Below are 26,369 nucleotides of genomic sequence, written 5' to 3' on the forward strand. Positions count from 1 at the left end.
TCTATCGAATAATGCCGTTGCGCAGTGCGGCGGCAACCAGTGCGGTATCCTTGAAGACGCCGAGTCTCGCCTTGGCGTTGGCGATGTGCGTATTCACGGTGATGGGGGAGATGCCGAGAATGGTGCCGATCTCGGCGGCGGTCTTTCCGGCCGCCATCCAGCCGATGATTTCGGTTTCGCGCGGGGTGGGCTGGCTCATGATGCCGGCCCATCGATGCAGGGCACGCGCGGCATTGTCACCTCAGCCCCCGACAAGGTCACCCGCGTGACGCGGTCGGGGTGGCGGATCGGTGCCGGCGCCTCGCGGGTCTCGGGCGGCGGCCGGGTGACCTGCCTTGCGGGGAACCTGTCGCGGTTGCGGTGCGCCATGTTGATGACGGTGTTCTTCTTCGAGCCGAACAGGTTGGCGATCTCTCTTGCCGAGAGCCCCTGCTGCCAGAGCTTCTGCGCCTTGACGATCTTGTCTTCCGTCCAGAACAGGCTTCTCACCTCAATGCCTCCTCGTGTCGTGTGGCTCGTGCAATGATCGGGTTGTCGGGAAACATCTCCGCCAGCTCCCGCCTGGCGCTGCGGCTGCCATTCGCGGCGTCGCGCAAGAGCTGCAGCTTGTAGGCCGCGACCTTCGGCTGCGGCGGCTCGGGCGCCGGCGCGACGCGCGGGCGGCTTTGCGCCGTAATCGCCGCCTGCTGCCGGCGGCATTGCTCGGCGAAACTGGCGGAGCTCGGTGCGAAGGCGCGGTTATGATTCCTGACCTTGCCTGAAATGAACAGTTTGGCCGCCTGCCAGACGGCCTCCAGCGGGATGCCGTCGATGGCGAGGAGATAGGCGCGGATCTGCATGTCGGGATCAGTGCCTGATGATGCCGGGAAACCCGAAAGCATCCCCGCTATGATCTTCACCGGAGAGGAAATCTCTTGCGGCATCGACTGTCGTCCTTCTCGTGCTGCTGTTGATCGACCCGGCTTCCCTCGCCTTCTCCTTGAGGTACCAGTCGCATTTGATCGCCTGCCAGCCGCGGAAGATCTGCATCTCGGCAGCGCCGGCCGGATCGCCGGTCAGCAGATATTCCCTGGCCTGGATGCGGGCGGCGTAAGCCGTCAGCGGCTTCCTCAGCGTGCGCCTGCGATGCTCGATGACGGCCGCCGCCAGCTCTTCCCCCAGCACCGGGCTGAGGATGTCCATGATGTCCTTGCTCATTGTGTCCTTCGCCATGCCGTTTTCCCTTCTCCCGCCGCTCAAACCTGCCGCCGCTGCCCGCCGGCAAAATTCACCGGCGTGCCCGGCCTAATCCGATGCGGAAAGCGGCGGATCTCCGCGCCGGCATGATCCTGCTGGGCGGTATCGCCCCTCTCGGCGCTTCGAAGCCGGTGGATCTCGCTTTCCACCGAAGGCACCGACATGCCGAGAATGGCTGCGATTTCGATGTAGTCCCTGCCGGTGCGGAAGAGCTCGAGCGCGTTCATGCCGGGATGATCCTTCTTGTCCATTTCGGGCGCAGCGGGCCGTTGCCGCCGAAGCGGGCGCTGCCAGCTGCTTCATGTGAGTTCATCGGCGGCGATGGCCGCCCGGAAATAGCTGCCGGCGTCGCCGAGGGAGGGCGACGACGCCGGCCACCGAGAGCCGTCAGGGAGGCGTGAGGCTGTCGGGATCGGTGAGCGCAGACGCGCCGGGCCGATCGGCTGTCTGCCGCATCTCCTTCGGGCTGGTCTGCCGGCCGCAATTTTCGCAATGGTGCTCGATCACCTCGGCGATCGACAGCGCCTTGCCGCAGTTCGGGCAGCCGGTGTAGCGGGCGTTTTCGCGCTGGAATGGATCGACTGTCGCCTGGATGGAGGCGTTGATGTTTTGGTTGTTTGTCATGCGTATAGGGTATATTTAATACCCCGCACGTCAAGCAGAAAAAAGCATGACATATACCCTGGAATGGGGTATTTTTTATATCATGTTGAAAGATCAGGAACAATTTGAGCGCGAAGAACGCGCAAAGCGGCTGGTCATGGCCCGGAAAAACGCGGGCTTTGCCGGGCCGAAAGCGATCGTCGACCGGTTCGGCTGGAATGCGAATGTCTACAAGGCACATGAGTCCGGCCGCAACGGCTTCGGAATTGCCGATGCGAAGAAATACGCCCGCGCCTTCAAGGTCAATCTCAACTGGCTGCAGTTCGGCACCGGCAATGCGCTCGATCCGGATGAGCTGCCGGTCTCTGTCGCCGACGTGCCGAAGATCTCCTGGGTCAGCGCCGGCCAGCTGAGCGAGCAGGCGCCGATCACCGACTTTTCGGAATTCCCGACGGTGGCCGCCCTCGATCTGCCTGATGGCGAATGGATCGCGCTCGAGGTTGAAGGCAATTCGATGAACAAGATCTCGCCGCCGGGCTCGATCATCTTCGTCAACCTTCGCGACAAGCGCCTGGCGCCGAACGCGCTTTATGTCGTCGCCGACGAGACGGGGGCTGCCACCTACAAGCGCTATCGCCCGAACGACAACCCGCCCTTTCAGCCCGCTTCTTATGAGGACGTGCCGCCGCCGGATTTCCAGGGCGTCGTCACCATCGTCGGCCGCGTCCGCCGGTCGATCATCGAGATGTAGGCATCCATGCTCGTTGCGAACAAGCCATATTTATCAAGGAAAACAAGACGATCCTCCCTTCCTCTCGCGCCGGCAGAATCTGGTTCCATATCGTCACATTAGCGGCGCTTCTCCTGGCCTTCAGCGCCACGCGCGAAATGTACGGCCTGTAGGATCCCACTCGATTTCCCCGATCCGGCAACCAGGATCGCGAGAGCATCCTTTCTTCCGAAATCAAAAAATGCAAAAGCTCCGGACGTCGTCCACGCACCGCCGCGTTACCGCCGGGATGGAGCGAATGGCTGCGAGAATATCCTTGGCAGCCCTCCCCCACGACTCCAAATTCGGCGACCCCAAGACCCGGGCCCGGTCACACCCTCGCCGGCGATTTCGATCTCGTTGCGCCCCGCCGTTTTTCTCGCAACATCAGACTCCAAGAGAATCTTGTTTCTATCTCTCTGTCTTCGCTTCTGAAGGCTGGTGAGGGAGGGTTCCGGCCAAAGCTTCCCCCTACCCCATGAGCAAAGCCCATGAAGCCGGGAGAGCATTGGCCAAGGTCCTGAAGGCCGGAGCCGGGATGGGACACGTGCCAGAGGGGCCATTCGCTTCGCCCTCGTCCTGATTTTCTGACAGCGCACTTAAGGACTTTCGCTTCCCGCGCCGCTGGGCTTCGTCAGCTCGGGAGTTGCACCCGGTCGCCCAATCGCTGGCGACAGACATACGCCTATGATTCGTACCTCGTCAATCAGTAGGGTATTTTTTATACCTGCTGCGGTTGACGATTTAGGGTATTATATATACCTTAATCTCATGAGCCGATTAGAGGCGCGTGAGAGGACAGGGCGATGCAGCACATCCGCAATATCGAGACCGTGGAAAGCAGGCGCGACGCCCGCTGGAATGGCGCGCTGGGGATGGGAGACTGCAGCGCCTATATGGCGATCGAGGCCCAGCGCATGGGCGCCCTCGGCTTTGCCTTCCTGCGCCGCCCCGAACATTTAATCCGCGGCCCCTCCTGGCTGCGCGGCGCCCGCGCCTCCGTCGAGGAGCATTACCGCTATGCCCGCGAGATCATGGGCACGACCGATCGCGATCAGCTTTACGCCTGAGGGGGAACGGAGATGTCTGCCGATTGCATCGTCAAGGCCTTTTCCGGCTGCGCCTGCCCGCTCGGTGAATGCGCGCAAAAGCCCCTCACCCCGGCGCCGGTCACCTTCATTTCCTGGCGCAAGCAGGCCATCACCTGCCTCACCTTCGGCTTCCTCGCCGCGATCATTTCGGCCGCCTGGATGGAGACACAGTTCAAGAACCAGGACCGCGCCAATCAGGAACAGGTGTCATGGAAGTAAGCGAATGCTTTTTGAAGCGCCGCCGGTCAGGAAGTGAACTTGATGTCGCTTGCCCTGGCTGCGGTTATGAATGCCCGCCGCACCTGCTCTGGCTCGGCGATATCGTTGAAGACATCGAGCACAAGCAGCTCGGCAGCCTTGGCCGCCGGCGTCTGCTCGGGCCAATCGTTCAGCAAGGTATTGCCGGCCTGAACGACATTATAGACCGTCCTGGTCTTGCCATTGATGGTGATCTTCACCGGTTTGAAGCTTCGTCGCTTGCTCATGATGCAGCCCCTCACGCAGAACACGCGACTCAACGAGCGGCGTTCGGACTCGTTCCGGTTGAGGCGATTATCTCACATGTTATTGTCGCTGAGCGAATCAACTTGCCGGTAGCCAGACGTGCCAGAGCCAGAAAAACGTGGCGACCAGCTTACGTGGACATATGCTCTCTGGCTGTTGCCGTTTCTGGGGCAGGATTGGCTTTATTGGCTTGCTCCCCAATGGGACTGGTGGACGGTCGATCTTTTCGTCTTCCTCGCAACGCTGATCGCCATGGCAGGCTCCCTCTGCTTCAACCTGGTACTGCGGCGCTGGCGACGTGTCCTGTCTCTGCTGATAACGCCCCTGCTGCTGCTCGTCTGCCTTCATCTTCTCGCCGTCGCCGGCATAACGCCCGACAGCGTTCGATTTGCACTGACCAAGCAGGCATATCTGGCAGAGATCAAACGAGCCGATCTCCCGGGCGCGGAGCAGCGCTTCCGGACATTCGTATGGGACGATACGTTCAGGCGTAAGACATACTCGACGCTCGTCTATGATGAGAGCGATGAAATCGCCTTGCCCAAAGGCGCGCAATCCGCAGCCTGGCAACATCGCCTTCAGACGTTCTGTCTGGAGAGAAAGAAGGAATGCGTCACTCTCTATCCCGGTGCGGACGAGTTCATCAGTGTCAGCAAGATCGGCGAACACTTCTATATTCTGGACGACAGCCTGCCGACCGCGTTTCCCTAAGCCAAGATCTTAGCGGAAACGAAAAACCCCGCCGAAGCGGGGTTTCTAGCTGGTCGGAGTGGAGTGATTCGAACACTCGACCCCCACGTCCCGAACGTGGTGCGCTACCAGACTGCGCTACACTCCGTGACCAGCGGCGCTTCTATAGAACAGCCTATCTGGTTGCACAAGCACCAAATTCCAAAAATCCGGTGGAATTTTTGACGGGTTGATGACAGGGCGCGGCGGTGCGCTGCTGCAGCAAAAAGACACACCCGGAGCAAATCGTCGGGAAGTGCGACGGGGGCAATTTTCTTTTGCCGGGTTCCGCGCTAAAGGGCTCGACGGGACAGGCGAAACCGCGCGCAAAGAGCGGATTCGCAGCCACTGCGCTAGAGACCAGGGACAACACGATGAAACTCCGCACCATCACCGCGGCCGGGCTTGCAATTGGGCTTGCCGGATGCACCACCATTCCTTCCGCCGGCAATCCGATCGAGGCCCGCTGGGTCGGCAAATCGGCCGGCATCTTCTTTGCCGCCTACGGGCCGCCGCTCAGCGACCGCGAGGAAGGCGCCACCACCGTCTATACCTGGCGCGGCGGCTACAAGACCGTGCGCATTCCGGCAAAATATGCCGAAGGCGCCGACGGCAAGCGCGGCAAGCAGATCGCGTCCGCCCGCACCGCCTATCTGCGCTGCCAGGCCGAAATTACCACCAGCTCGGATTACACGATCCGCGACATCCGCACCGTCGCCGACATTCCCGGCGTCAACGGTCCGTCCTATTGCGCCGAGTTCCTGGCGCCGGAACAGAAGTAACGGGCAACCCGAAGACACGAAAACAGGCGGCCGATGTGCCGCCTGTTTTGTTTTTGGGCTGCCGCTCCGGATCCTCCATGCGCCCGCCGCAAGACCCTCCCCACAAGGGGAAGGAACTAAGCTGTGGTGTTGGGCGGTGGCCAGAAGACGAGTTCTTGCTGGCTGTTATCGCCCCACGGTTCGGTACGATGGAGATTAGTGAAGCGGTGCCGCACGTTGGCTCCTCCCCCTTGTGGGGAGGGGTTGGGGCGGGGTCTTGGGCTTGGCCCGAACCGCGCCGCTGCAGCTCACCCCTCCGCCGGCCCATACAGGCCAAGCTGGTCGAGCAGCGCCCGCTGCCGGTCGGCATTTTCGACCAGCAGGCTCGTGTAACGCTCGACGATCCGCTGGCGATGATCCGGATCGGAAACGGCCGACAGCGCGCCTGTTATGGCGGCGATCTTTTCCGAGGCCTGGCGCAGTTCTTCGAGCAGCTTCGCCTTGCCGCCGGCTTCGGCCACGACCTGCTTCGTCACCCGGCCGATGCCGGCCGGTGTGCGGCTGCCGCCGGAGACGTAACCCTCAGGCAGGTCGCCCTTCAGATTGACGACGGATTTGAAACGGATGACGTCGAAGATCTGGTCGACAGCCTGCCTGGCGCCGGTCACCCGCGAGGGGTGGTCGGTGTCGGCGGCGGCGTGCGGCAGCAGTTCGAGCTTGCCCTTGTGGCGCTCTTCGAGCGGCAGGTAGGGCAGCATCGGGCCGCTGAGCGTGCCGGTCGCCGCATCCCTGAAGAGATCGGCGTCGATCGCCGCATGGGCGATCTTGCCTGAAGAAAGTGCCGCATCGAGCGCATAGGGATCGACGACTTCGCCGCGGTCGTAATTGACCAGCACCGCGCCGTCCTTCATGGCGCCGAGCACCTTGGCATCGACGGTGCCGGCATTGGAATAGGTGCCGGTCGAGGCGTCGAGACGGCCGAGGCCGATATGGACGGAGAGCACGTCGGCGCCGCTGGCCGCTTCCACCGGGCTTGCGGCATAGTCGAAACCTTCAGCCTCGATCCAGCGCTTGTGATGCTCGCGGGCATAGATCGCCACCTTCATGCCGAAGGCCTTGGCGAGCTTGGCGACTTCGCGGCCGATATTGCCGTAGCCGAGAACGGCAAGCTTGCGGCCCTCGAGCTTTGCCGTCGGGAAATCCTTGAGCTGGCGGCCGGTATCGAAATCGCCGCCGGCGACCATCCGGTGAAGCCGGTCGACCGGCAGGTCGGGCACGACCTTCAGGATCGCCTTGAGAGCCATCTGGGCGGTCGCCCGGCTGTTGATGCCGGGCGTGTTCATCAGGGGCGCATTGCCGCCCTCGCCATTGCCGCCGCCCCAGGAAGCCGAGCCCATATTGCCGGTGCCGGCGCCGATGCGCACGCCGCCGAGCGAAAAGACGGAGGCCTTCGGGATGAAGGTCGCCGCCGCGATCAGCGCGTCATACTGGCCCTTGTCGGTCTGCGGCAGGATCTCCGCCTCGGTGCTGAGGTTCGGCTGATAGAAGAAGTGGATGCGGCCTTTTTCGAGCACCGAACGGTCACTGAGCGGGCCGAGATGGAAGCTGCCGCCCTTCTCCTCGATATAGGCCTTGACCTCGCTGTAATCGGGCTCGCTGTCGGCGCCGAAGCGCAGGCCCACAAGATCGGCGACCAGCACCGTATAGGCGCGGTTCGGATCGTCCTTGCGCACGGCGCCATCGGTCTTGACGGGCGCCTCGAAGGTGACGCCGTGTTTTGCCAGCTCCTCTTCGAGAACGACGATCTTGGCGCGGAGATAAGCGTATTCAAGATTTTCCAGCAGCGCCACGACATCTTCGGGCTCGCGGATGCCGCCGACCCAGGCGCGGTAATCGCCGGGGGTGCCGGGGAAGGCGTTGACATAGCGGGCCGCGTCGAGGCCCGGCTCGTATTCGCCGTTCGGATGGGTGATGCCCTCATAACCGAGCAGCTGCTTGGAACGGGCGATGATGCGGGCATGGAGGCCGGCATCGGTGATGCCGTCGTCCTCGACCTTCAGCAGCGTCACGGCCGCGCCACGCCGCTCGGCATCGGCGACTGCAAGCGACAGCAGCGGATGCGACTTGACCCACTCGTCGATCACGGCGCGGTTGGCGGCGGAGCGGCGGTTGAGCTCGACGACGGAGCCGACCCGGGCCTCCGACTGCAGCAGGCCGAAAGTGGTCTCGGCAAAGGCGAGCGCGCTGTAGGTGTTGATGACGCCACCGAGCATGCGGTCTTCGGCCGGATCGAAGAACGGCCCGGCATCGACGGAGCGCTTGGCCGAAAACGGCTGCCGCGGATCGATCGGCGGGGCGATCTTCAACTGGCGCGGGATCGCCCAGGCCGGATCCTGCTGGTTCTTCTCGATCAGCGCCAGGGCATGCGGGGTGAAGGAGGCGACGAAATAGCCTGATACCCCGCCGATCGCCTTCTGGAAGGGCATGAACAGGCAGCACTTCGCCATCACGGCGCTGACCAGCTCGGGCTCCCACGGCATGGCGCCGAGCATCGAAGTGGCGTCGAACACCGCATGACGGTTGGCCGGATCGCCGTCGAGCCAGTTCAACAGCTCGTGGATTTCGGCGCTGGTATAGGCGTTCGCCCCCGTCGTCTCGTGGCCGACGCCGACGAAGATCGAAACGCCGAGGGAGGAGAGTTCGGCCGCTGTCGGGATCACCCCCTCGGAGGCGGCGAAATGGATGCGGCTTTCGCAACCCTTTTCGGCGAAGCGCTGCATCTCGATCAGCTGTGTCGCCCAGGACTGGCGGAAGAAGCCGGCGGCCTTGGACGGATCGCTCTCCGGCCGCGGCGTATCGACATAGACGCGCTGGGCAGCGTCGTTGGCATTCATCAGGTGCTGGATGCAGACGGTGAACCCGCTATGGCCGCCGCCGAGCCCCACCGCCATGCGGTTGGTCTTGGGAAAGCCGAAATAACGATGGATCGCCCGCATCATGTCGGTCAGGATCTTGTCGGCCGGATAGCCGCGATGCATGCTGCGGGAAATCTCGGCCGTGGTGAAGCCGCCGATATCGTTGCCCCGATCGTCGAACTTGCGATAGGTCTTCTCGATCCAGGCGTCGAAGGCGATGCGCCGCAGGCGGCTATCCACTTCATCGGTCGTCGCATCGGTGATCGGCCCGACGCCGAAGAACGGGTTGGACGGCAGCTTCGGCGCACCCGACGCAGTCTGTCGAAGGGCGCTCAATCGCTGTTCCTGCATCTGCGCGATATCGGTCATGGCCTGCCTGTCTGTTCCCCGAGCTGAAGTTGCCTCATGGTGAAGCGACTGCCCCGGCGGGACAACCTCATATGCGCCGAACGACAGACGAAACGCGTCATTGGGGGTGCGGCGTTCATAATATCCCCGCGAAGCCCACCCCCATCCACCCATCTCGACCCCAGGGGCCGCTGCCGCCGGTCTTTCGATCTCCAGGCGGCACGCACAACGATCAGCCCTCATCCTGAGGTGCCCGGCAGGGGCCTCGAAGGACGAGGGCGGGTGGCTGCGGTGGCCAGCCCCGCCTTCGAGGCTCCGCCCTGCGGGCTACGGCCAGGATGAGGCTGGAGAGAGGGCATGCCGTGCCGCGCGACCGTGCGGGCGCGCGTTTACCATCTCTTCCCTTCGATACTTCGCCCCGTTGATGATGCCCCTAAAAATTGCAATGCTTCAATGTGGCAGGGAAGCGCTCGAGAAGGTTGGTTTGGCCGAGGCAGAAGAAAGACGAACGATTGGGCGACGCTTGATTTCACTGGTCAAGATCGTGTGGACATTTTCGATCGTCATGACGGCAACGGCCCTGGGGGCCCATTACGGCTGGGAGAGCCACGGAATTGCTGGAGCGCTGGCGCTTGGCTTCGTTGGCCTCGTGGCGGGAGGCTTTCTGAGTTCACCTTCCATTCTGTTGGAGGTCCTCGTCGGTCTCACTTGAAACACGGCAGAGAATTGATCGACGGCGCCACAAAACCTCACACCGGCAACCATCCCCCACACAAAAACAGGCTTGCCCTACTCAACCATCCGGCGTATGTCTTGCCCGTCGCGAAAAGCGACTGCCTCCCTTGATCCGCTCAGTGGCGGAGTAAACAGGTGGACGAATGGGTCGTCCAGGTGGTCGAGCACACGCCAGCCATGCGCATCAGCCATGGTTCGGCCAGCACTTCCCTGAAACCAATCGCCTGACATAGCTCAGGCCTCATCGTGAGCTATCGGCGCACTCTGTGGGCGCTGCGGGCTTGCGTCGACCCGGAACGCACCCATGACCAGATCCCTTATCGTCATCTTTACCGCCATTGTCCTCGATGCCGTCGGCATCGGGCTGATTTTCCCGATCCTGCCGTCGCTGCTGCGCGATATCACCCATGCCGAAAACGTCGCACCGTATATCGGCACGATGACGGCGCTCTATGCGGTGATGCAGTTCATCTTCGCGCCGGTGCTCGGGGCGCTGAGCGATCGGCTCGGCCGCCGGCCTGTGCTGCTGATTTCGCTCGCCGGCGCCGCCGTCAACTACCTGTTCCTCGCCTTTGCGCCCAATCTCGCATTGCTGTTCGTCGGCCGGGCGATCGCCGGGCTGACCAGCGCCAATATCTCGGTCGCCACCGCCTATATCACCGACATTTCGCCGGAGGAGAAACGCGCCCGCCGCTTCGGCCTGTTCAACGCCATGTTCGGCCTCGGCTTCATCATCGGCCCGGTGCTCGGCGGCGTGCTCGGCGATCATTGGCTGCGGCTGCCGTTTATCGCAGCCGCCGTGCTCAATGGCGCCAACCTGCTGCTTGCCTTCTTCATCCTGCCGGAATCGCGCCCGGGCAGCCGCGAGACGATCGATCTGGCGGCGCTCAATCCGCTGAAACCGCTGCGGTCGGTGCTGGAGGTCAAAAGCCTGCTGCCGGTCGTCACCCTGTTCTTCATCTTCAGCGCCACCGGCGAGGCCTACGGCACCTGTTGGGCGCTGTGGGGCAGCGAGGCCTTTCACTGGAACGGGCTGTCGATCGGCCTTTCGCTGGGCGCCTTCGGCATCTGCCAGACATTTGCCCAGGCCTTGCTGCCGGGGCCGGCGGTCCGGCTGCTCGGCGAACGCGCCGCGATCCTCGTGGGTGTTGCCGCCGTCTCACTCGCGCTCACCGTCATGGCCTTCGCCGGCCAGGGCTGGATGATCTTCGCGATCATGCCGGTCTTTGCGCTTGGCGGCATCGGCGTGCCGGCGCTGCAGTCGCTGGCGACCCGGCAGGTCGATGAAAATAGCCAGGGCCAGTTCCAGGGCGTGCTGGCCTCAGCCGTCAGCCTCGCCTCGATCGTCGCGCCGCTCGGCTTTTCCAGCCTCTATTTCCTCTTCCGAGAGGAATGGCCGGGCGCCATCTGGCTATCGGTCGTCGCCGTCTACGCGCTCGCCGTGCCGCTGGTACTGGGGTTGCGGCTGGAGACGACGGAGCGGGCGGCGGTGAGTTAGCCGGTCGTGGTGCGCTTCTGTTGGCGCGTGGCGGGGGCTCCCTCCTCTGTCCTGCCGGACATCTCCCCCACAACGGGGGAGATCGGATAGACGTTAGGGCTTCCCCAAACAATTGCCATTTGGAATCAACTTACCGGCAAAGTGGGACCGAGCGTTGGCCTCCTGCCGATCTCTCTCCTTGTGGGGGAGATGTCCGGCAGGGCAGAGGGGGGTGCCGCAGGACGCGACGCCCCAAACCTAAGTCCGCCTAAGCCGCCTCCCCCTTCTCGGCCACGCTCTCCGCCAGCTTGCGCGCCGCGACGAAATCGACCTTGCCGGAGCCCAGCACCGGCACCTTGCCGATATTGACCTCGGCCGGGACTATCATGTCCATCGCGCCCTTGGATTTGGCGAAAGCGAGGAATTCGGCGCGGGTGGCGGTGGGGGCGTCGGTGAGCAACACCAGCCGCTCGCCCTTCTTGGCGTCGGGCAGCGAGGAGACGACCGAGAGGGCGCCCGGCCAGAGCTCGGCGGCCAGCGTCTCGACGGCGGCGAGCGAGATCATTTCGCCGCCGATCTTGGCGAAGCGTTTGGCGCGGCCGCGGATCTTGACGAAGCCATCCTCGTCGATGGTGACGATATCGCCGGTGTCGTGCCAGCCGTCGACGAGCGGCTCGAGCACGCCGGGCTTTTCGGCGCGGAGATAACCGGCCATGACATTGGCGCCGCGCACATGCAGCCGGCCGCCCTCCTCGATGCCGGGCACCGGTTCGAGCTTCCATTCCATGCCCGGCAGGATTTTGCCGACCGTGCCCGACTTGTTGTACATCGGCGTGTTGATCGAAATCACCGGCGCGGTCTCGGTGACGCCGTAACCTTCGAGGATGCGCAGGCCGAATTTTTCCATATAGGTCTGGCGGGTTGCGGCCTTCACCGGCTCGGCGCCGGAGAAGATGTAGCGGATCGAGCGGAAGTCGTAGGGATGCGCCGTCCTGCTGTAACCATTGAGGAAGGTATCGGTGCCGAAGATGATCGTGGCGTTGGAGACATAGATCAGTTCCGGCACGATGCGGTAATGCAGCGGCGACGGATAGAAATAGACCGGCACGCCCGAGATCAGCGGCAGCACGGTGCCGGCGGTCAGCCCGAAGGAATGGAACACCGGCAGGATGTTGAACACCTTGTCGCCGCTGTGGAAATCGATGCGGGCGGCGGCCTGGGCGGCATTCGACAGGATATTGCGGTGGGTGAGCACCACGCCCTTCGGCGTGCCCTCGGAACCCGAGGTGAAGAGGATGACGGCCGGATCATCCGGCTTACGCTTCACCAGCGGCCGCGCCTTCCTGAGATAACCCAGGATTTTGTCCTTGAGTGAGATTTCGGCCCTGAGATCATCGAGCCAGACGATCGTCACCTGCTTTTCCATCTCCTCGATCACGGCACCGAGCTTCGCCTGAGTGACGAAGGCGCGCGAGGTCAGCACATGCTTGACTTCGGCGGCCTTGCAGGCGGAGAGGATATTGGCGGCACCAGCGGTGAAGTTCAGCATCGCCGGCACCTTGCCCGCCGTCATCACCCCGAGAAGGGTGGCGGCGGCGCCATTGGCATTCGGCAGCATGACGCCGAGGTTGGTTTCCGGGAAGCGGGCGCGGAATTTGGCGCCGAGCACGGCAGCCCCGGTCAAGAGCTTGCCATAGGTCAGCCGGCCGGTGACCGGATCTTCGACGGCGAGCTTGCCCATGCCGAATTCATGGCCGGCCCGGATGACGCGATCGAGCACGGTCGACGAGGTATCGGCGGTCTGGAACAGCAGGTTCGACATCACCTGATAGAGGGCGGCGCCCGCCGCCGTGCGGCGTTTGCGGCCTTTCAGCTCCGGCGGCACTTCGAGCTTCACCGGCTCGAGAATGGTGACCTTGACCTTGGGGAACAGCCGGCGGCGGATCTTGCCGTTATCGAGATAGGAGAGATAACTCTTCTCCAGCCCGTCGATCTTCACCGGCACGACCATCGAGCCTGTCTTGTCGGCGACCATGGCGGCACCGTCATAGACCTTCATCAGCGTGCCGGTCACCGTCAGGCGGCCCTCGGGGAAAATGCCGATCGGGTTGCCGTCCTGCACCACCTTGATCAGCGAGCGCGTCGCCATCGGCTTGGTCGGGTCGAGCGGCAGGAATTTGCACATCTTCAGGAAGGGCCGCACCCACCAGGCCTGGGCGATCTTGTAATCGACGGCAAAGGTGGGCTCTTCCTCGGTGATGGCGAGCGCCAGGGCGCCATCAAGCAGGCTGACATGGTTCAGCGCAATGATCGGCGCGCGGCCGGCCTTCTTGATATTCTCCAGCCCCTCGACCTCGAGGCGCATGAAGGCGCGGAACAGGATCGAGATGAAATCGCGGAAGGGATTGGTCGGCAGCGTCTTCAGCATCAGCCAGGCAACAGCGAAATTGATGATGCCGAGGCCGATCAGGATCTGCGGAATGGAGGCGCCGAGCGCCTGGACGGCGGCAACCAGGCCGAGGCCGAAGGTGATGAACAGCGCCGAGAGCACATTGGCGGCGCCGATGACGCGGGCGCGGCGGTCCTCATGCGCCCAGGTCTGCAAAGCGGCGAAGGTCGGCACGGCGATGAAGGCGCCAGAGATCGCCATGCCGGCGAGATCGATGGCGACGCGGATGGTATTCTCACCGGCGAAGAAGCCGGCGATCGTCGTTGCATGGCTTGTGGAAGCCAAGCCCCAGAGATTCCAGGCGAGATCGAGGCTGAAGAGGCCGAGCAGCGCCGTGCCGACGGGGGCCGGCAGCAGCACGATGCGGCCGGATGACATCCAGGCGGCAATCGCCGAGCCGACGGCAACGGCAATGGCAAAGACGGTGAGATAGGCCGGCACGACGAGCTCGGAGCCGCCGAGCAGCTCGGTCACCATGGTCGGCAGGATGGACAGCACAAAGGCGCCGACCAGCCAGAACCAGCAATTCATCAGCGCCGAACGCCACAGGCGCTTGTCGGCGCGGATTTCCATGACCAAGGTGTAGCTGGAGCGGATGACATTGCGGTCGATTTCGAGATCCGGCGCCTTGGAGCCGGTGGGCGGGATCATCCGGCTGGCCAGCCAGCAAAGCACCGAAAGCCCCATCATCATCGTGCCGAAGATCAGCACATTGTCACCGCCGGAGAAGGCGAAGGCGGCGATGATCGTGCCGGCGAGGATGGCGATGAAGGTGCCGCCCTCGATCCAGGCATTGGCCTTCGGCAGGTCGCGGCGTTCGAGATGATCGGGCAGGATGCCGTATTTGATCGGCCCGAACAGCGCCGAGACGACGCCGAACCCAAACAGCGCCGCCATCAGCACGAAAATCGAGGAAAACGCCAGACCGACGACGGCAAGCCCGGCAATGGCGATCTCGCAGCGTTTCAGCAGCTCGGCAATCCTGGCCTTGTCATGCTTGTCGGCGAGTTCGCCGCCGAGCGCCGAGAGCAGCAGGAAGGGGACGATGAGGATGACGCCGGCAAGCGTCACCAGCGCAGCCCCCTCGCTCGCCGACATCTTGAAGAGAATGAGGAACACCAGGGTGTTCTTCAGAAAATTATCGTTGAAGGCCGTGAGGAACTGGGTCCAGAACAGCGGCGCGAATTTCCTTGATGTCATCAGATTGTGTTGCACGGGCTCGTTCCTCTTTCGGCAGGCAGAGAAGGCCACAGAGTTGTTACGCAATAGTTGAGTGCGATAACAACTCTGCAGTGCGGTTAACGAAGATCAATCTTCATCGTTACGATTGAACTTGACCAGCAGTTTCTCGGTGCGGGCATCCTCGACCTTGCGGATCAGCTTCTCGGATTCGGCGTTATCGCGCAGCGTCTTGGTGATGTTCACCGTGGTCTGCACCAGCATTAGAATGCCCATGGCGAGATAGCCTTTGCCCCAGAGATCGAGCGGCATCATGTAAAGGCCAAGCGCCAGCATGAAGGCGGCCGAGCCGAAGGAGATGTAGGAGAAGCTGACCCAGCTTGAGGAATGTTTCTGGAAACTGTCGTTCATATCAGTGGTCCCTATGGTTCGATGGATGAATGGTTCGATGGATGCAATTTCAGGCAGCAGGCGTGATGCGGCTCTTCAGCCGCGCCAGCACATCATCGGCGGATGAGCGGAGCGGCGCCCCGCAACCGGCATTGGCAAGTTTTTCGATGATACCGGCCGGGCGGATGGCGCCTTCCATGTCCTTCAGGGCGGCCGCCGTCAGCTCATTCTGGCTCTGGCGCAGGCGAAGCCGGGCCAGCGTCTCCTCGGCATCGTCGAGCGTCGCAAGCCCCGGACCGCCAACGACGACATCGAGCTTCTGCGCCTCCTGCGTGGCACGGGCCAGCCGCTCGCCGCGCTGCAGCTCCTGCAGCCGCGCTTCGGAGGCACGGACGATCGCCTTCAGCTTGTCGATTGACGTCGTGAACTGGGCTTGCGCCTTTTCCGATGCATCGCGCTCGGCCTCGAGATAGGCGATCGCCTCGGCCGCCTCGCGGGCCAGTCCCTCATTGCCCTTCGCCAATGCGGCGGAGGCGCGGTTTTCCAGATCGGCGATGCGGGCAACGATCGCTGCGTGCTGCACCCTCTCCTGCTCGTTCTGGGCGATGGCGACGGCGACACTGCGGCGGGCCGACTGGATCGATTGGGCGGCATCGCGGATCTGCTGGGCAAGCAGCGGCACGGCGTTGCGGTCGGCGAAAGCCTGTTCGCCATCATGCGCCCTGCCCCGCAAGAGAATAGAAATCAGTTTGAACATTTCTTGCCTCCGGTTTATGAACGTTGTTCACGAGAGGTGTTATGCCAGAATCATGAACGTCGTTCAAGATAAATTTTGAACGACGTTCAAAAAATCGAAGTGGAATGGTTAATGGCCGGCAGACGAGAAGAAAAACGCGAAGACCTGAAGGCCCGGCTGATCGAGGCGGCGCGCGAGCGGATCGCCCGCGACGGGCTGACGAATCTTAGGGCCCGCGACATCACCCAGGATGCCGGCTGCGCGCTCGGCGGCCTCTACACGGTCTTTTCAGACCTCGCCGAGCTGGTCATCCACGTCAATTCCGCCACGCTGAAGGCGCTGGAAGCGAGGCTGACGCTTGCCGAAACCAAGGACAAGCCGCCGACCGACCGGCTGCGCAACCTGGCGCAGGGATACCTCAGTTTCGCCGTCGAGCACCGGAACCTCTGGAAGGCGCTGTTCGACCACTTCCCCCCCGACACCAGCCCGACGCCGCAATGGCACCTCGACGAACACCTCTTCCTGATGGACGTGATCGCCGAACCGCTGGCCGAACTGCAGCCCGACATGCCCCCCGAAGACCGCGCCATCCGCGCCCGCACCCTGTTTGGCGCGGTGCATGGGGTGGTCAGCATCAGCCTCGAAGGCCGCTTCGTCGGCCTGCCGCTGGAGCGGCTGGCGCGGGAGGTGGATGAGCTGGTGCAGACGATTGCGGCGGGGGCGGAGCGGCGGCGTGAAGCGAGCGTGTGAGGTGGCGTTTGGTGAAGTGGCGGGGTCGAGTGGCGCAGGCTGACGTTGCCGTTTTCGCCGAGCCCCACCCCATCCTCCGTCATCCTCGGGCTTGACCCGAGGATCTACACCCGCCGCCATGATGCCGGCGGCACTGGAGTCAAGCCACTGAAATCACCGGAAAAAATGCCCCTCATCCGCCTGCCGGCACCTCTGCCTGCGCCGAACCACGTGTCTCGCCCCGTCCTTCGAACCCCCGCAGGCGGGACGAAGGGGATATGCCGCAACCTCTCCGTCCCCCACTAACCTCTCGCGAGGTACGTCCCCTCGCCCCGTCAGAACGGGGAGAGGGCTAGGGTGAGGGGCAGGCATCCGCACGAAGGGGCGGCCAAAAACCCGCACACTGTATCGACCAAACCCCGGGAACCCACACCCCAACTCCCGCATTGAGCAGCCCAACGAAAGCTGCTTGACTGACGCCCACCACGCCACCGCGAAAGGAGCCCCCATGAGCCGCATTTTCATCACCGGTTCCACCGATGGCCTCGGCCTTGCCGCCGCCCGCACCCTGATGAAGGAAGGCCATGACGTCGTGCTGCATGCCCGCTCCCGGGAGCGGGCCGCCGCCATATCAGAGATTTCAGCCGCCGCACTCGGCCTCGTCATCGGCGATCTCGCCAGCGCCGCCTAAACGCGCTCGATTGCCGAACAGGTCAACGCCATCGGCCGCATGGACGCCGTCATCCACAATGCCGGCATCTACCTCGAGCGGAGCCGGGGCGAAACGCCTGATGGTCACGCCAAGACGCTGGCGGTGAATGTGCTTGCCCCCTATCTGCTCACCGCCTGGATCACCCGCCCCGATCGCCTGGTCTATCTCAGCAGCGGCATGCACCGCAGCGGCAGCAGCACCCTTGACGATATCGACTGGAAGAGGCGGCCGTGGAACGCCAGCCAGGCCTATTCGGAAAGCAAGCTCTACATCGCCACCCTCGCCGCCGCCGTCGCCCGCCATTGGCCGGATGTCCTCAGCAACGCGGTGGATCCCGGCTGGGTGCCGACCAAGATGGGCGGCGCCGGCGCGCCCGATGACCTCGAAATGGGGCATCTGACGCAGACGTGGCTTGCGGCGAGCGATGAGGGAGCCGCCAAGGTCAGCGGCGGTTATTGGTATCATCGGCAGCGGCGGGAGGCGGCGGCGGATGTTGGCGATCCAGGGTTTCAGGATGTGCTGGTGGAGAAGCTAGCCGGGCTGACGGGTGTTCGTTTGTTTGCAGAGAGTGGGTGAGGCTTGAGAATCCGAGATGAGGACTAATCAGCGAGCTATAACGTTGTTCTGGCCACGATCTCAGAGAGCAGTCTGTCAACATTCCCAGCCGACGTGGAAAAGCGTCCGTCGATCAAGTGAGGAATTCGCATTTTTTCCTCATAATCATAGCTCGCTCGAAAATTCTCAACTGCGTCGCCTGCCAACGGAATGCCAGCTTTCACAAGACGTTCATAGGCCAGTACGACGAAGTTAAAAATACAGGGATTTATATTTCCACTGGCCCATACCAGTGAAATAAATCTTGGCATGCCCGTCGCGCGGCATCTTTGTGGCGGGGCATTGTCTCCTCGATCGCCGCCTCCACGGAGGTGCGTGGCACCACGCACATGTACATGAGGTCCGTGACGATTGGATAGTCGCCAAGGGGCACCAAACTTACGAGATGTTTCAATTCCTGATGGTGATGGAAATAATTCCTGAGGCATTTGAGCGCGGCGAATTGGCTAACGTCAAAAAAATCGAGATCGGCACCAATCTTCAAGCGGTCATTGAGACTGTGGCTCGCCTCCAAAAAAGAGAACAGCGTGTCTTCGTCTGGTTCACCGCAATGACGTTCATATAACCGGAAGAAGCGCTCTGAAGCAGCCGCTGTGTTTGCGAAATCGGCGTTTGACATACTTGCTCTTTCGGTGTTGCAATCAGCGCGAGATGATTAATGGGCTGCTGCGGGGAGCCATCCGGTGGCAACTGCTTCCACAAAAGCCAGCGCAATCGATCGGCATCTTGTTCTGAATAAGATATTGAAGGAGGGGCACCTTGAACGAGATCATGGGAACGACTTTTCTTGAAAACGGTAAGTGGCTTCTTCGGCACGAAGGGGGAGCCGGGAACAAGGTTCCCTTATTAGGCCCCAACGAGGTGCTCGTTCAGTTGAAGCACGGTCAGGCACAGATCTTCGAGGGTTCTTACGGTCGGGATCATCGCGGTGTCGTGATTGCGGCTCATGTCGCTTCTATAAAGACTTTTGAAAAGGCCAGCACCGATCCGGTGCAATCACCGTAATCGGGCCTCAAGACGCTCTAAAAAGCCTTCGGGATAGCGCAATCGGCTTTCGCGGGCCCTATTTACAAAGCCGGTAAGGGCGCGATCCGACAAATCGGTCCACGTATAATTCCCATCAGATATTCGCCCCAGTTCAAGAGAACTGGGAGCTTCTTGAACTTTGACGGCGAGACGTAAACCCCGCCCGTCTCCCCAAGCAGCCAATGGCCATATGGGTCGGTCGGGCATGGGCGAAGAAAGTTTACGATCCCAAACTGCCGGAGAATTCATCCGATCAGAAACCCATCGCACTACCGGAACACTCACTGCGTTACCAACCAATCCCCACCGTAGGCGCGGCGGTGCGGCTTCCGTCCACCCCTCTGGAAACCCCTGAAATCTTTCAGCCGTCTCGATTGTCGGAATCTTGACGCCCCCATTTGGAAACAAGACGGCGGGCGGCGATGGTATCCCGATTGACGAGCCGGTCTTCAACGGTGGTATCGCGTCGGCCGTCAGGCCATGGCCGCTTCTGCCCTCCGTCCAATAGAAGCCGACTGGTAGCGATGGGTCCAAAGAATTGGCCGGCAGGGTACTGCCGGCATCCGAAAGGAGCACTTCGCCCGGATCGGAATCTCGTGAGGCCATGAAGTAAAAGCGTCGGCGTCGCTGGGGAAGCCCAAAAGCTCTGCTATCCAACGTGCGATATGCCCACGAGTAGCCCAGCTTCTCCGCCGCATACATGAGATATAGAAGAACTCGCCCGCCATGAACAAAGCGGATAGATTGGACATTTTCCAACAATATGTGGGCCGGACGAATCGCTGTCGCGAGTCGAAACACGTGTTCAACCAAAGCCGAGCGCGTACCTGCCAAGCCACGTTGTCCGCCTACGATGGAGACGTCTTGGCATGGAAAACCCGCGACCAGCGCGTCGGCGGAGTTGATGTCACCCTGTTGAACGTTTCGCACGTCTTCTATCAAAGTCGCCTGTGGAAATTGCGTCCGGAGGACGCTAATGGCACTGGGTGCAATGTCGTTCAGAAGGATAGTATTGTGGGCGCTGCCGAAACCGACCTCAAATCCGCCAGCTCCGCTAAATAGGCTTGCGATACGCATTACGCGAGCTGCAGGTCAGGAAAGTAGTAATTTTGGGTGACGCAGACCGGCGTTTGCTTGATCGAGGCATCCCATTTTTTCAAAAGCGCTTCCGAAATCTCGGTCAAACGTTTTCGTTGTCTTGATCTGATAACATTGACGCCCTCTGCCTCTGATTGCCGCTTCGGCCACGTTTCTGGAAAGAACTCGGACAAAACCAAGTCGAGGCAATCAGTTGGAAGTACTGTGCTAAACGGAAATCTTGGAACGGCTATTGGAATTCTCTTGCTATTGATTAAGTAATTCTCCGAAAGTTGCATATGTACATGCGGTCCCAATTGGTCTTTATTCTTTAAGTCAAAATGGAAATGTATTATCTCTTCATCTGTCTCGACAGAATAAACGTATATGTGCGTCTCCATTCTTTCGACAGACCATAATCCTGTCTTTTTCGCTTTTTGGTCCACTGCAAATATTGAGTAAAATTTCCAGCCAATTTTAACCTTATGGGTTTTTTTATCCAATCCATCATAGTGTTCAGCCGGTTTTGTCCAAATCGGCTTACCGAGCAACCACGGGAATGAGTCGCGCCCCTTGTTGAAACGACCTTGATCGAGATCGTCCTTCATTCGAGACAAAGCAGGATGCGACGCAGTCTCAATCAAAGGACTGAAAGCGGCGATCCAATGATTGAGTTCCGTTGCGTAATTCCGAAGGTCAATTTTCATTCGTCGTCCAGCAAATCACGATCTTCGTATACAACCTTAGCTCTCAGGTGCTTGTCTTCTTTCACCAATTTTATCAGCACCCAAGCAGGATCGACATTGGCCGGGAAGTCCTCGTCGGTCACGCGAACGCATTCGCTTGCCTCTGCAATTTCATCCGTCTCTACCAAATCGGCGTCCGAGAGAAGGACCGGCTCCGATTGCATTAGCCAAGTGATGTTCTCCCCGACATTCAGCTTTCCAAGTGCAGCTTCGTATCCGTGCTCATCTTGTGACAGATTCCATGAGAGATCATCAATCGCGGCTCGCCACCAGCGTCTGCCAAGGAATTCGTTTAGAGGGCCGCGATACTCACATGCATCTAAAACGCTTTGGCGAACAAACTCCCCTTTTCTTTGCTCCACTGCATTTGTCATGGAGCGAAAGCTTTCCGGAGTAATTTTTAGGCGAAGTGCGGCCTGAGCGTCGGTCAATAGAAATGATGGATAGGGAAGTACGTGCGCAATCAGTCAGCCAATAATAGACCGCGCGGCGGCAGGTCCAGAGGACGTCGGGACTTCTCGAGGCGGGCGCGCTCGATCAATTTGACGCTGAGCGCTATTTGCCCATTCCGCGTCCTTCGGAAGCCCGAGAACCTCAAAGGCGAGGCCATCGGGTTCATAAGTTCCTAACGTTTTGTCTTTGACCGGAAGCGGTTTCAAGCTTTTCGCAATGACGTTGGATGCATCAGCAAGGGCAAGTATCCGCTGAAGCGTTTCCTTTGACTTATCACCAATCCATTCGACACCATGCTTTTGCGCAATCACGTGGTGACGTTCTATGCGTCCGAGCGGTTCTCTGACTGCTTTTTCGACGTCGCTGCTCACCACCACGGTCGTCGGACGGCCGCCGATCGTCGCCTTCCACTTTTGAAAAAGACTAAGGCCATTGTCGTCGTGCGGATCGGCAACCAGAAAAAAGTCGAAAAGCCATACATCTGCGGTTTGCGCGGCAGCGAAGGCCACGTTCGAATCATCATTTTCAAATGTGAATGCCGAGATTGAGGCCGCAGCTCCATTGGCCAGCGCCATCAACTCCGAAGGTGAATCGTCGATATAAACTATAGTCATGCAATATTACCTCATCGGAATTCTGAAGCGTATCGTCGTGGCGAAGCCGCTTGACGGCACGATAAAATCGATTTCGCCGCCATATTCCTGAACGAAGGCGCGGGTAATCGTGAGTCCCATTCCCATGCCTTGACCCAAAATGGCGTCAGGTCGCTCGGTGGTAGACTGGAACGCCTCAAAGAGACGCCGGGCGCGCGATAGATCAACGGCGGCACCGGTATTGGAGACTTGAACCTCGCAAAAACCGCCATGCTCGCGTGCTACGACTTCAATACGCCCACCTGCGTCGCTAAACTTGACCGCATTGGACAGCAGGTTCGTGAATATCCCAGACAACTCAGATGGGAACATCGGCGGGGTTCGCAAATCGGTCGGGATATTGTTCACTACCGCGATGTTCTTCTGTTCAATTCTGGTTTCAAAAAACAATCGCACAGTTTCGAACCTGTCTCGCAGCAACAGCCGACTGCGCCTGCGACGTCCTTCAAAGCTCGTCGCATCAACCAAATATGTGGCATTGCGCCGTATCCGATCGGCTAGATCCAGCGCTCTTTGTCTGGCCTTGCGTATTGCAGTTCGAGTGCGCGCAAGATCGTCGATCGTAAGGGCATCCTCAAGCTCGCGAGCCAGCGCCGATATCTGAAGTCCCACGGCATTGATTTCGTGAACGAACGCCGCGAGTTCGGTACCGAGTGAAGCTAAGACCCGCCATTGCACAGCCTCGCTGCCGAACTGATCGGCCATCTCCCGAATTTCTGAAAGATTGGGCTGCAGCTCTTTAGCTTCACGCGTCGCTGTCACGAAGTCGTTGCGTTCGACCGCTTTCTGGATGTTGGCAAAGCTCCGCTCAACTTGCATCGCGTGCTCCCTGACTCGTAGCGCAGTCGGTGTTTCATTGACATCCGAGCGAATGCTCGCGTCACGTTGAGCTACACGTTGCTGACTTCGGATCTCCTTGACCTCTCTACGTGCTACAGACCCTAGTCGGACAATCAGATCCGTCGTCACACGAGTCCATTGGGTGATGAAGTCGAACGCTGCACCCGGCAGGAAGCCTTCGCGGCTAACGACCATCTCAAGTCCTGGGCTGCTCGACCTGTGCAGGAAAATGCCGCCCATGTACGCGTGATTACCTTGGGTCACGAGCTCTTCGTTCTCCAGGCCAGCAGGGATTTGATTTGCATCTAAGACTGCCAAACTTGTCAACTGACGTTTAGCTCTTGAAAGATAGGTGCGTTCTAGGCCCAGCCAGTCGTCGCGAAGGTCGCCATACGGCGACACACGAAAGCCTTCCATAAACACGCGAATGCCTTGGACCTCAGTTTCCCAAGATGCGCCGGAACGTTGAAGTATTCGTCCAGTGAAAGATGGCCCCGAACCTGGACCAAGATTTTTTTTCAATCGAAACCCCTCGGCGCCGGGATACTTGCGGACCTCAGCTTTCGTGGGTGATAGCGCGATTTGGAGTATTCCCGTTCCTCGATCGAAAGATAGTTCCGCGATCCAACTCGCTGCTGCCGCGCTATCGGGCAAAAGGAGATCGCCAAGACTTAGATCCCCGCCGAAGACGACTTCAAACCCCGGGTCGCCTGATTGTTGATCTCGGATCGGCAAAGTTTCGAATAGCAGCTTATCCGCGAGAACGTTTTCACGTAACTTCTTCCAAGTGGCAGCCAAGGGTGCGAGCGTAGCGGCCTCACGCAGGAAACTTGAGCGTATACGATCGGTCCATGCCGTCCGCAGAGGCGCGATTTTCAACGTCGTACCGCTAGTAGGCTTGGACGGCTTTGCCCGTTCATCAACGCGAACTGCGCCGCTCCCATCCACCTGATCCAGCGTCTCCAATGCCTCAATCGCACGCCAGTCTATATGAGCGACCACTTCCGATAGTGGTGGCGGCAGAGTGTTTGCGCCTCTGGGCGCCGGTCCTGCTTTGCGCGATTGAACCTCTACAACTGTTCCTAGCTTATGAGAGGCGAGACGCCCCACTCCTTTTTCACCAGTATAGCGTCGGCCAAACACCGGGGATCGGCGGTCGCCAGAATTTTTGGTACGACCCGCAATAGTAAGAAACCCGCGGTTAAATTCGTCGCCGCTCATCCCTACACCGTCGTCCGACACGACGATGCTACCACGTGCGGCATCTCCCAGATTGTGGCCAGTTACCGTTACCACGGTGGCATCAGCATCGTAGGAGTTCTTGATCAATTCGACGAGCGCAGTACTCTCTTTCGCAACCAGCAGCTCGCCTAGCTCTTGGAAAAGCTTGGTATCAACACTGAAGCCTGTCATCTGCTGGACATCTGCCGGAAACTGATCGGGAAGAGGTGTGGCCGTTGGACACTCATCATTTACTGAAACTCCCGACCATATTGATGGTTTTCTCACTGCCCTTAGGCCGGTGATATTGTTATAAGCACTGAAAGGAAATTGCCAGAGGACGAATGAATGGAACTGCACGCAGCGATAGAGCAATTGCACGATCGTTGCGCAATATATACCTCAGCTCCAACCGTGGCCCGCTTGCTTGATTTGATTGGTTGGACGCCCGCCACGGACCTATCGCAGGCAGTTCTCTTGGAACCTTGCGCTGGCGAAGGCGCGATCCTCTTGGAAGCAGTCCGCCGTCTTATTCGCTCGTTCCATTCGCACGGCCAGACAGCTTCTCTGGCGACTTTGAAACCACGAATCAAGAGTTTCGAGCTTCATGCGGGAGCGGCGGCTACGGTGCGACGATTTCTTCGGGCGCTGCTCGTAGAGGAAAACCTTGGCCCACATCTCGCCGACCAACTCGTCCTAGAATGGGTAGCAGAGCGCGATTTCCTTTTGGAGAAGCCGGGACGCGCCACGCACGTTGCGGCAAACCCGCCTTACGTCCGTTGGAAAAATCTTCCGCCTGTTTTGGCAGATATTTATCGTGAGGCCTTGCCGACCATGAGCACGCGGGGTGATCTGTCTGTCGCTTTCATAAATAGAATGCAGGAGTGGGCCGAGGATGGGGGTTCTATTGCCGCGTTGACCAGCGATCGTTGGATGTTTGCGCAGTACGGTGACGCATTTGTGGAAAACACCAAGTCCCGGGGCTGGACGATTACCGTAGCGGACGAGCGTCCATCGGATCCATTTTTGCGAACGGTAGGCGCGTACAGCGCCATCGTCCTTTTGACGCAAAGCGATCAGTCGATCCATCGCGTATCATCGAACAGAAGAGAAAAAGCGCGAGCGATACAGCGCGAACTGCTTGCCCGACATGGGAGTCTTTTCGAGGCTGGTTGCGTCGTCCGCGTGGGACCAGCGCTTGGGGCGGGCAAAACGTTTATACTGGAACCTGAGCAGGCCGCAGAAGTGGAAGACGAACTCATCCGACCTTTTGTCGAGCGAAGAGATTTGGCCGGTCCCGTGGTTGAGGCCACGCGATTGCGGGTAGTGGTACCGTATGATCGCCGTGGCACACTTATCGATCCTACGCAGTGGCCAGGCTTCGCCGCTTGGATCGAGGGGCACAAGGAAGCACTCAGCAAGAGAAGCCACTTCAGGGAGAAGGGCGAGTACTGGCGTACGATTGATGCTGTTCCTGCCCTTTGGTCAGAAGGTCCCAAACTTCTGATGCCCGAACTATGCAACAAACCGTTTGTCACCCTGGATCGAACCACGGCAATTCCCACACATTCCATTTACGCGATCTGGCCAGGGGAATGGCCGGTAGAAGTACTCCAACGGGTTCTAAACGGCGGCCTACTCGAGGTGACAGCAAAAGCAGAAGCGCCAGCTCTTAACCAAGGTTGGATGCGCTTTTACAAACGTTTTTTATTGAAAACGCCATTACCGAAGTGGGGTCATCTATCATCCGAAGACCGCTCCGGTCTCGCGGATGACAACTGCCTTCACTTCGATAAGGCGTTCGAAAGGCTGTTCGGATTTACGCCTGGCGCTACCTTGGTGCCATGAAGACTCGCGATCTTTTTGCAGATGTACCTGAGCAGCGCCGCCGCTTGATGGCAAAGGTGGGACCGACCGATAGCAAGCCCGAAATGCTGGTACGACGCGCAGCGCACAGGCTGGGCTTCCGGTATCGACTTCACGTTCGAACGCTCCCTGGTACGCCTGATCTTGTCTTTCCGCGGCTTCGCAAGGTTGTATTTGTTCATGGGTGCTTTTGGCATCGTCATCCGGGATGCACGCGAACCACTACGCCCAAAGCACATGCAGAATATTGGCAGCAAAAATTCGATGATAATGTCAGAAGGGACGAGGTAAGCCAGTCACGACTGGAGGCGCTTGGCTGGACTGTATTGGTAATCTGGGAATGCGACACGAAGGATCAGGCAGGTTTGGCGTCGCGCCTGAATGAGTTCCTGTTGGAAAGCCAATGAATCTGACAGAGAACAAATGAAATTTGTAAAGATATAAATACAATCCTATGGTTATCTTTATGATGATAACCATAGGAGACGCCGAGCGCCGCTCAAGCCATT

The 26,369-nt window shown here is 60.1% G+C and carries 28 protein-coding genes, 1 tRNA gene and 1 pseudogene; 12 read left to right on the plus strand and 18 right to left on the minus strand.

Annotated elements, in window-relative coordinates; all coding sequences use genetic code 11:
- Nucleotide 1: 1 nt before the first annotated feature.
- The 6 genes from OS035_RS01265 to OS035_RS01290 form a co-directional block, all read right to left on the minus strand.
- Nucleotides 2-199, minus strand: coding sequence for a response regulator transcription factor (locus OS035_RS01265; RefSeq protein ID WP_097627345.1), 198 nt, complete (start codon nt 197-199; stop codon nt 2-4).
- Nucleotides 196-489, minus strand: a complete 294-nt coding sequence (locus OS035_RS01270; RefSeq protein WP_331813268.1) for a GcrA family cell cycle regulator — start codon at nt 487-489, stop codon at nt 196-198. The genes OS035_RS01265 and OS035_RS01270 overlap by 4 nt, the downstream gene beginning before the upstream one ends.
- Complete coding sequence (locus tag OS035_RS01275) at nt 486-881, minus strand: hypothetical protein (protein WP_331813368.1); 396 nt, start codon at nt 879-881, stop codon at nt 486-488. The genes OS035_RS01270 and OS035_RS01275 overlap by 4 nt, the downstream gene beginning before the upstream one ends.
- Nucleotides 847-1,212 carry a hypothetical protein gene (locus OS035_RS01280; RefSeq protein ID WP_064837306.1) on the minus strand — a complete coding sequence of 122 codons (366 nt, stop codon included), beginning with the start codon at nt 1,210-1,212 and terminating at the stop codon, nt 847-849. Before OS035_RS01280 ends, OS035_RS01275 begins: the two co-directional genes overlap by 35 nt.
- A 23-nt stretch (nt 1,213-1,235) precedes the next feature.
- Nucleotides 1,236-1,463: a sigma-70 family RNA polymerase sigma factor gene (locus tag OS035_RS01285; RefSeq protein ID WP_246699179.1), complete on the minus strand. Its 228-nt coding sequence runs from the start codon at nt 1,461-1,463 to the stop codon at nt 1,236-1,238.
- Nucleotides 1,464-1,623: 160 nt separating this feature from the next.
- Nucleotides 1,624-1,860 (minus strand): hypothetical protein, encoded by a 237-nt coding sequence (locus OS035_RS01290; RefSeq protein ID WP_331813269.1) that lies wholly within the window; start codon nt 1,858-1,860, stop codon nt 1,624-1,626.
- Nucleotides 1,861-1,942: 82 nt separating this feature from the next.
- Between OS035_RS01290 and OS035_RS01295 the strand changes: the two genes are divergently transcribed.
- The 3 genes from OS035_RS01295 (at nt 1,943) to OS035_RS01305 (ending at nt 3,918) form a co-directional block, all read left to right on the plus strand.
- Nucleotides 1,943-2,590 (plus strand): S24 family peptidase, encoded by a 648-nt coding sequence (locus tag OS035_RS01295; protein WP_097627752.1) that lies wholly within the window; start codon nt 1,943-1,945, stop codon nt 2,588-2,590.
- 824 nt (nt 2,591-3,414) lie between these two features.
- Nucleotides 3,415-3,678 (plus strand): hypothetical protein, encoded by a 264-nt coding sequence (locus OS035_RS01300; RefSeq protein WP_097627320.1) that lies wholly within the window; start codon nt 3,415-3,417, stop codon nt 3,676-3,678.
- Between the two features lie 12 nt (nt 3,679-3,690).
- A complete protein-coding gene (locus OS035_RS01305; protein ID WP_097627318.1) occupies nt 3,691-3,918 on the plus strand; it encodes a hypothetical protein in 228 nt (75 codons plus the stop codon).
- Nucleotides 3,919-3,944: 26 nt separating this feature from the next.
- On the opposite strand, the gene OS035_RS01310 is transcribed toward OS035_RS01305, so the two are convergent.
- A complete protein-coding gene (locus OS035_RS01310) occupies nt 3,945-4,184 on the minus strand; it encodes a DUF982 domain-containing protein (protein WP_088396116.1) in 240 nt (79 codons plus the stop codon).
- 118 nt (nt 4,185-4,302) lie between these two features.
- Here OS035_RS01310 and OS035_RS01315 point away from each other — a divergent pair, with 118 nt between their 5' ends.
- A complete protein-coding gene (locus OS035_RS01315) occupies nt 4,303-4,914 on the plus strand; it encodes a hypothetical protein (protein ID WP_331813270.1) in 612 nt (203 codons plus the stop codon).
- 50 nt (nt 4,915-4,964) lie between these two features.
- Here OS035_RS01315 and OS035_RS01320 read toward each other — a convergent pair.
- Nucleotides 4,965-5,041 (minus strand) — tRNA-Pro (locus OS035_RS01320).
- Nucleotides 5,042-5,306: 265 nt separating this feature from the next.
- Here OS035_RS01320 and OS035_RS01325 point away from each other — a divergent pair.
- Nucleotides 5,307-5,714, plus strand: a complete 408-nt coding sequence (locus OS035_RS01325; RefSeq protein WP_097627314.1) for a hypothetical protein — start codon at nt 5,307-5,309, stop codon at nt 5,712-5,714.
- Between the two features lie 287 nt (nt 5,715-6,001).
- Here OS035_RS01325 and OS035_RS01330 read toward each other — a convergent pair whose 3' ends face one another.
- Nucleotides 6,002-8,977, minus strand: coding sequence for an NAD(P)-dependent oxidoreductase (locus OS035_RS01330; protein ID WP_331813271.1), 2,976 nt, complete (start codon nt 8,975-8,977; stop codon nt 6,002-6,004).
- Nucleotides 8,978-9,440: 463 nt separating this feature from the next.
- On the opposite strand from OS035_RS01330, the gene OS035_RS01335 reads away from it, so the two are divergent.
- Together OS035_RS01335 and OS035_RS01340 are read left to right on the plus strand one after the other, a co-directional pair.
- Nucleotides 9,441-9,668, plus strand: coding sequence for a hypothetical protein (locus tag OS035_RS01335; RefSeq protein WP_331813272.1), 228 nt, complete (start codon nt 9,441-9,443; stop codon nt 9,666-9,668).
- A gap of 327 nt (nt 9,669-9,995) precedes the next feature.
- Nucleotides 9,996-11,189 (plus strand): TCR/Tet family MFS transporter, encoded by a 1,194-nt coding sequence (locus OS035_RS01340; RefSeq protein ID WP_097627311.1) that lies wholly within the window; start codon nt 9,996-9,998, stop codon nt 11,187-11,189.
- Nucleotides 11,190-11,436: 247 nt separating this feature from the next.
- On the opposite strand, the gene OS035_RS01345 is transcribed toward OS035_RS01340, so the two are convergent.
- From OS035_RS01345 to OS035_RS01355, 3 genes are all read right to left on the minus strand, one after another.
- The gene (locus OS035_RS01345; RefSeq protein WP_331813273.1) at nt 11,437-14,832 is read right to left on the minus strand and encodes an acyl-[ACP]--phospholipid O-acyltransferase; all 3,396 of its coding nucleotides are present in this window, start codon (nt 14,830-14,832) and stop codon (nt 11,437-11,439) included.
- Nucleotides 14,833-14,925: 93 nt separating this feature from the next.
- Entirely contained in the window at nt 14,926-15,207 is a 282-nt protein-coding gene (locus OS035_RS01350; RefSeq protein ID WP_003557239.1) for a YiaA/YiaB family inner membrane protein, read from the minus strand.
- 49 nt (nt 15,208-15,256) lie between these two features.
- Complete coding sequence (locus OS035_RS01355) at nt 15,257-15,943, minus strand: PspA/IM30 family protein (RefSeq protein ID WP_331813274.1); 687 nt, start codon at nt 15,941-15,943, stop codon at nt 15,257-15,259.
- Between the two features lie 111 nt (nt 15,944-16,054).
- Here OS035_RS01355 and OS035_RS01360 point away from each other — a divergent pair, with 111 nt between their 5' ends.
- Complete coding sequence (locus OS035_RS01360; RefSeq protein ID WP_331813275.1) at nt 16,055-16,672, plus strand: TetR/AcrR family transcriptional regulator; 618 nt, start codon at nt 16,055-16,057, stop codon at nt 16,670-16,672.
- A 487-nt stretch (nt 16,673-17,159) separates the two neighbouring features.
- Nucleotides 17,160-17,939 (plus strand): annotated as a pseudogene (locus OS035_RS01365) (SDR family NAD(P)-dependent oxidoreductase).
- A gap of 247 nt (nt 17,940-18,186) precedes the next feature.
- Here the strand turns inward: OS035_RS01365 and OS035_RS01370 are convergent.
- Nucleotides 18,187-18,597 (minus strand): hypothetical protein, encoded by a 411-nt coding sequence (locus OS035_RS01370; RefSeq protein WP_331813276.1) that lies wholly within the window; start codon nt 18,595-18,597, stop codon nt 18,187-18,189.
- 140 nt (nt 18,598-18,737) lie between these two features.
- On the opposite strand from OS035_RS01370, the gene OS035_RS01375 reads away from it, so the two are divergent.
- On the plus strand, nt 18,738-18,983 hold the full coding sequence (locus tag OS035_RS01375; RefSeq protein ID WP_331813277.1) for a hypothetical protein: 246 nt from the start codon (nt 18,738-18,740) through the stop codon (nt 18,981-18,983).
- Here OS035_RS01375 and OS035_RS33535 read toward each other — a convergent pair.
- The 5 genes from OS035_RS33535 to OS035_RS01400 form a co-directional block, all read right to left on the minus strand.
- On the minus strand, nt 18,975-20,081 hold the full coding sequence (locus OS035_RS33535; RefSeq protein ID WP_442967632.1) for a DNA cytosine methyltransferase: 1,107 nt from the start codon (nt 20,079-20,081) through the stop codon (nt 18,975-18,977). The genes OS035_RS01375 and OS035_RS33535 overlap by 9 nt on opposite strands.
- On the minus strand, nt 20,081-20,788 hold the full coding sequence (locus OS035_RS01385) for a hypothetical protein (RefSeq protein WP_331813279.1): 708 nt from the start codon (nt 20,786-20,788) through the stop codon (nt 20,081-20,083). Before OS035_RS01385 ends, OS035_RS33535 begins: the two co-directional genes overlap by 1 nt.
- Nucleotides 20,785-21,201 carry a hypothetical protein gene (locus OS035_RS01390; RefSeq protein WP_331813280.1) on the minus strand — a complete coding sequence of 139 codons (417 nt, stop codon included), beginning with the start codon at nt 21,199-21,201 and terminating at the stop codon, nt 20,785-20,787. The genes OS035_RS01385 and OS035_RS01390 overlap by 4 nt, the downstream gene beginning before the upstream one ends.
- Nucleotides 21,202-21,294: 93 nt before the next feature.
- Nucleotides 21,295-21,894 (minus strand): hypothetical protein, encoded by a 600-nt coding sequence (locus OS035_RS01395; protein WP_331813281.1) that lies wholly within the window; start codon nt 21,892-21,894, stop codon nt 21,295-21,297.
- A gap of 6 nt (nt 21,895-21,900) precedes the next feature.
- On the minus strand, nt 21,901-24,375 hold the full coding sequence (locus OS035_RS01400; RefSeq protein ID WP_331813282.1) for a sensor histidine kinase: 2,475 nt from the start codon (nt 24,373-24,375) through the stop codon (nt 21,901-21,903).
- Between OS035_RS01400 and OS035_RS01405 the strand changes: the two genes are divergently transcribed.
- Both OS035_RS01405 and OS035_RS01410 read left to right on the plus strand, forming a co-directional pair.
- Complete coding sequence (locus OS035_RS01405; protein WP_331813283.1) at nt 24,343-25,842, plus strand: Eco57I restriction-modification methylase domain-containing protein; 1,500 nt, start codon at nt 24,343-24,345, stop codon at nt 25,840-25,842. The genes OS035_RS01400 and OS035_RS01405 overlap by 33 nt on opposite strands.
- Nucleotides 25,839-26,267: a very short patch repair endonuclease gene (locus OS035_RS01410; RefSeq protein ID WP_331813284.1), complete on the plus strand. Its 429-nt coding sequence runs from the start codon at nt 25,839-25,841 to the stop codon at nt 26,265-26,267. The genes OS035_RS01405 and OS035_RS01410 overlap by 4 nt, the downstream gene beginning before the upstream one ends.
- The last annotated feature ends 102 nt before the right edge of the window (nt 26,268-26,369 follow it).

Origin of the sequence: Rhizobium sp. 268, assembly GCF_036571585.1 — a bacterium.
Lineage (GTDB): Bacteria > Pseudomonadota > Alphaproteobacteria > Rhizobiales > Rhizobiaceae > Rhizobium > Rhizobium redzepovicii.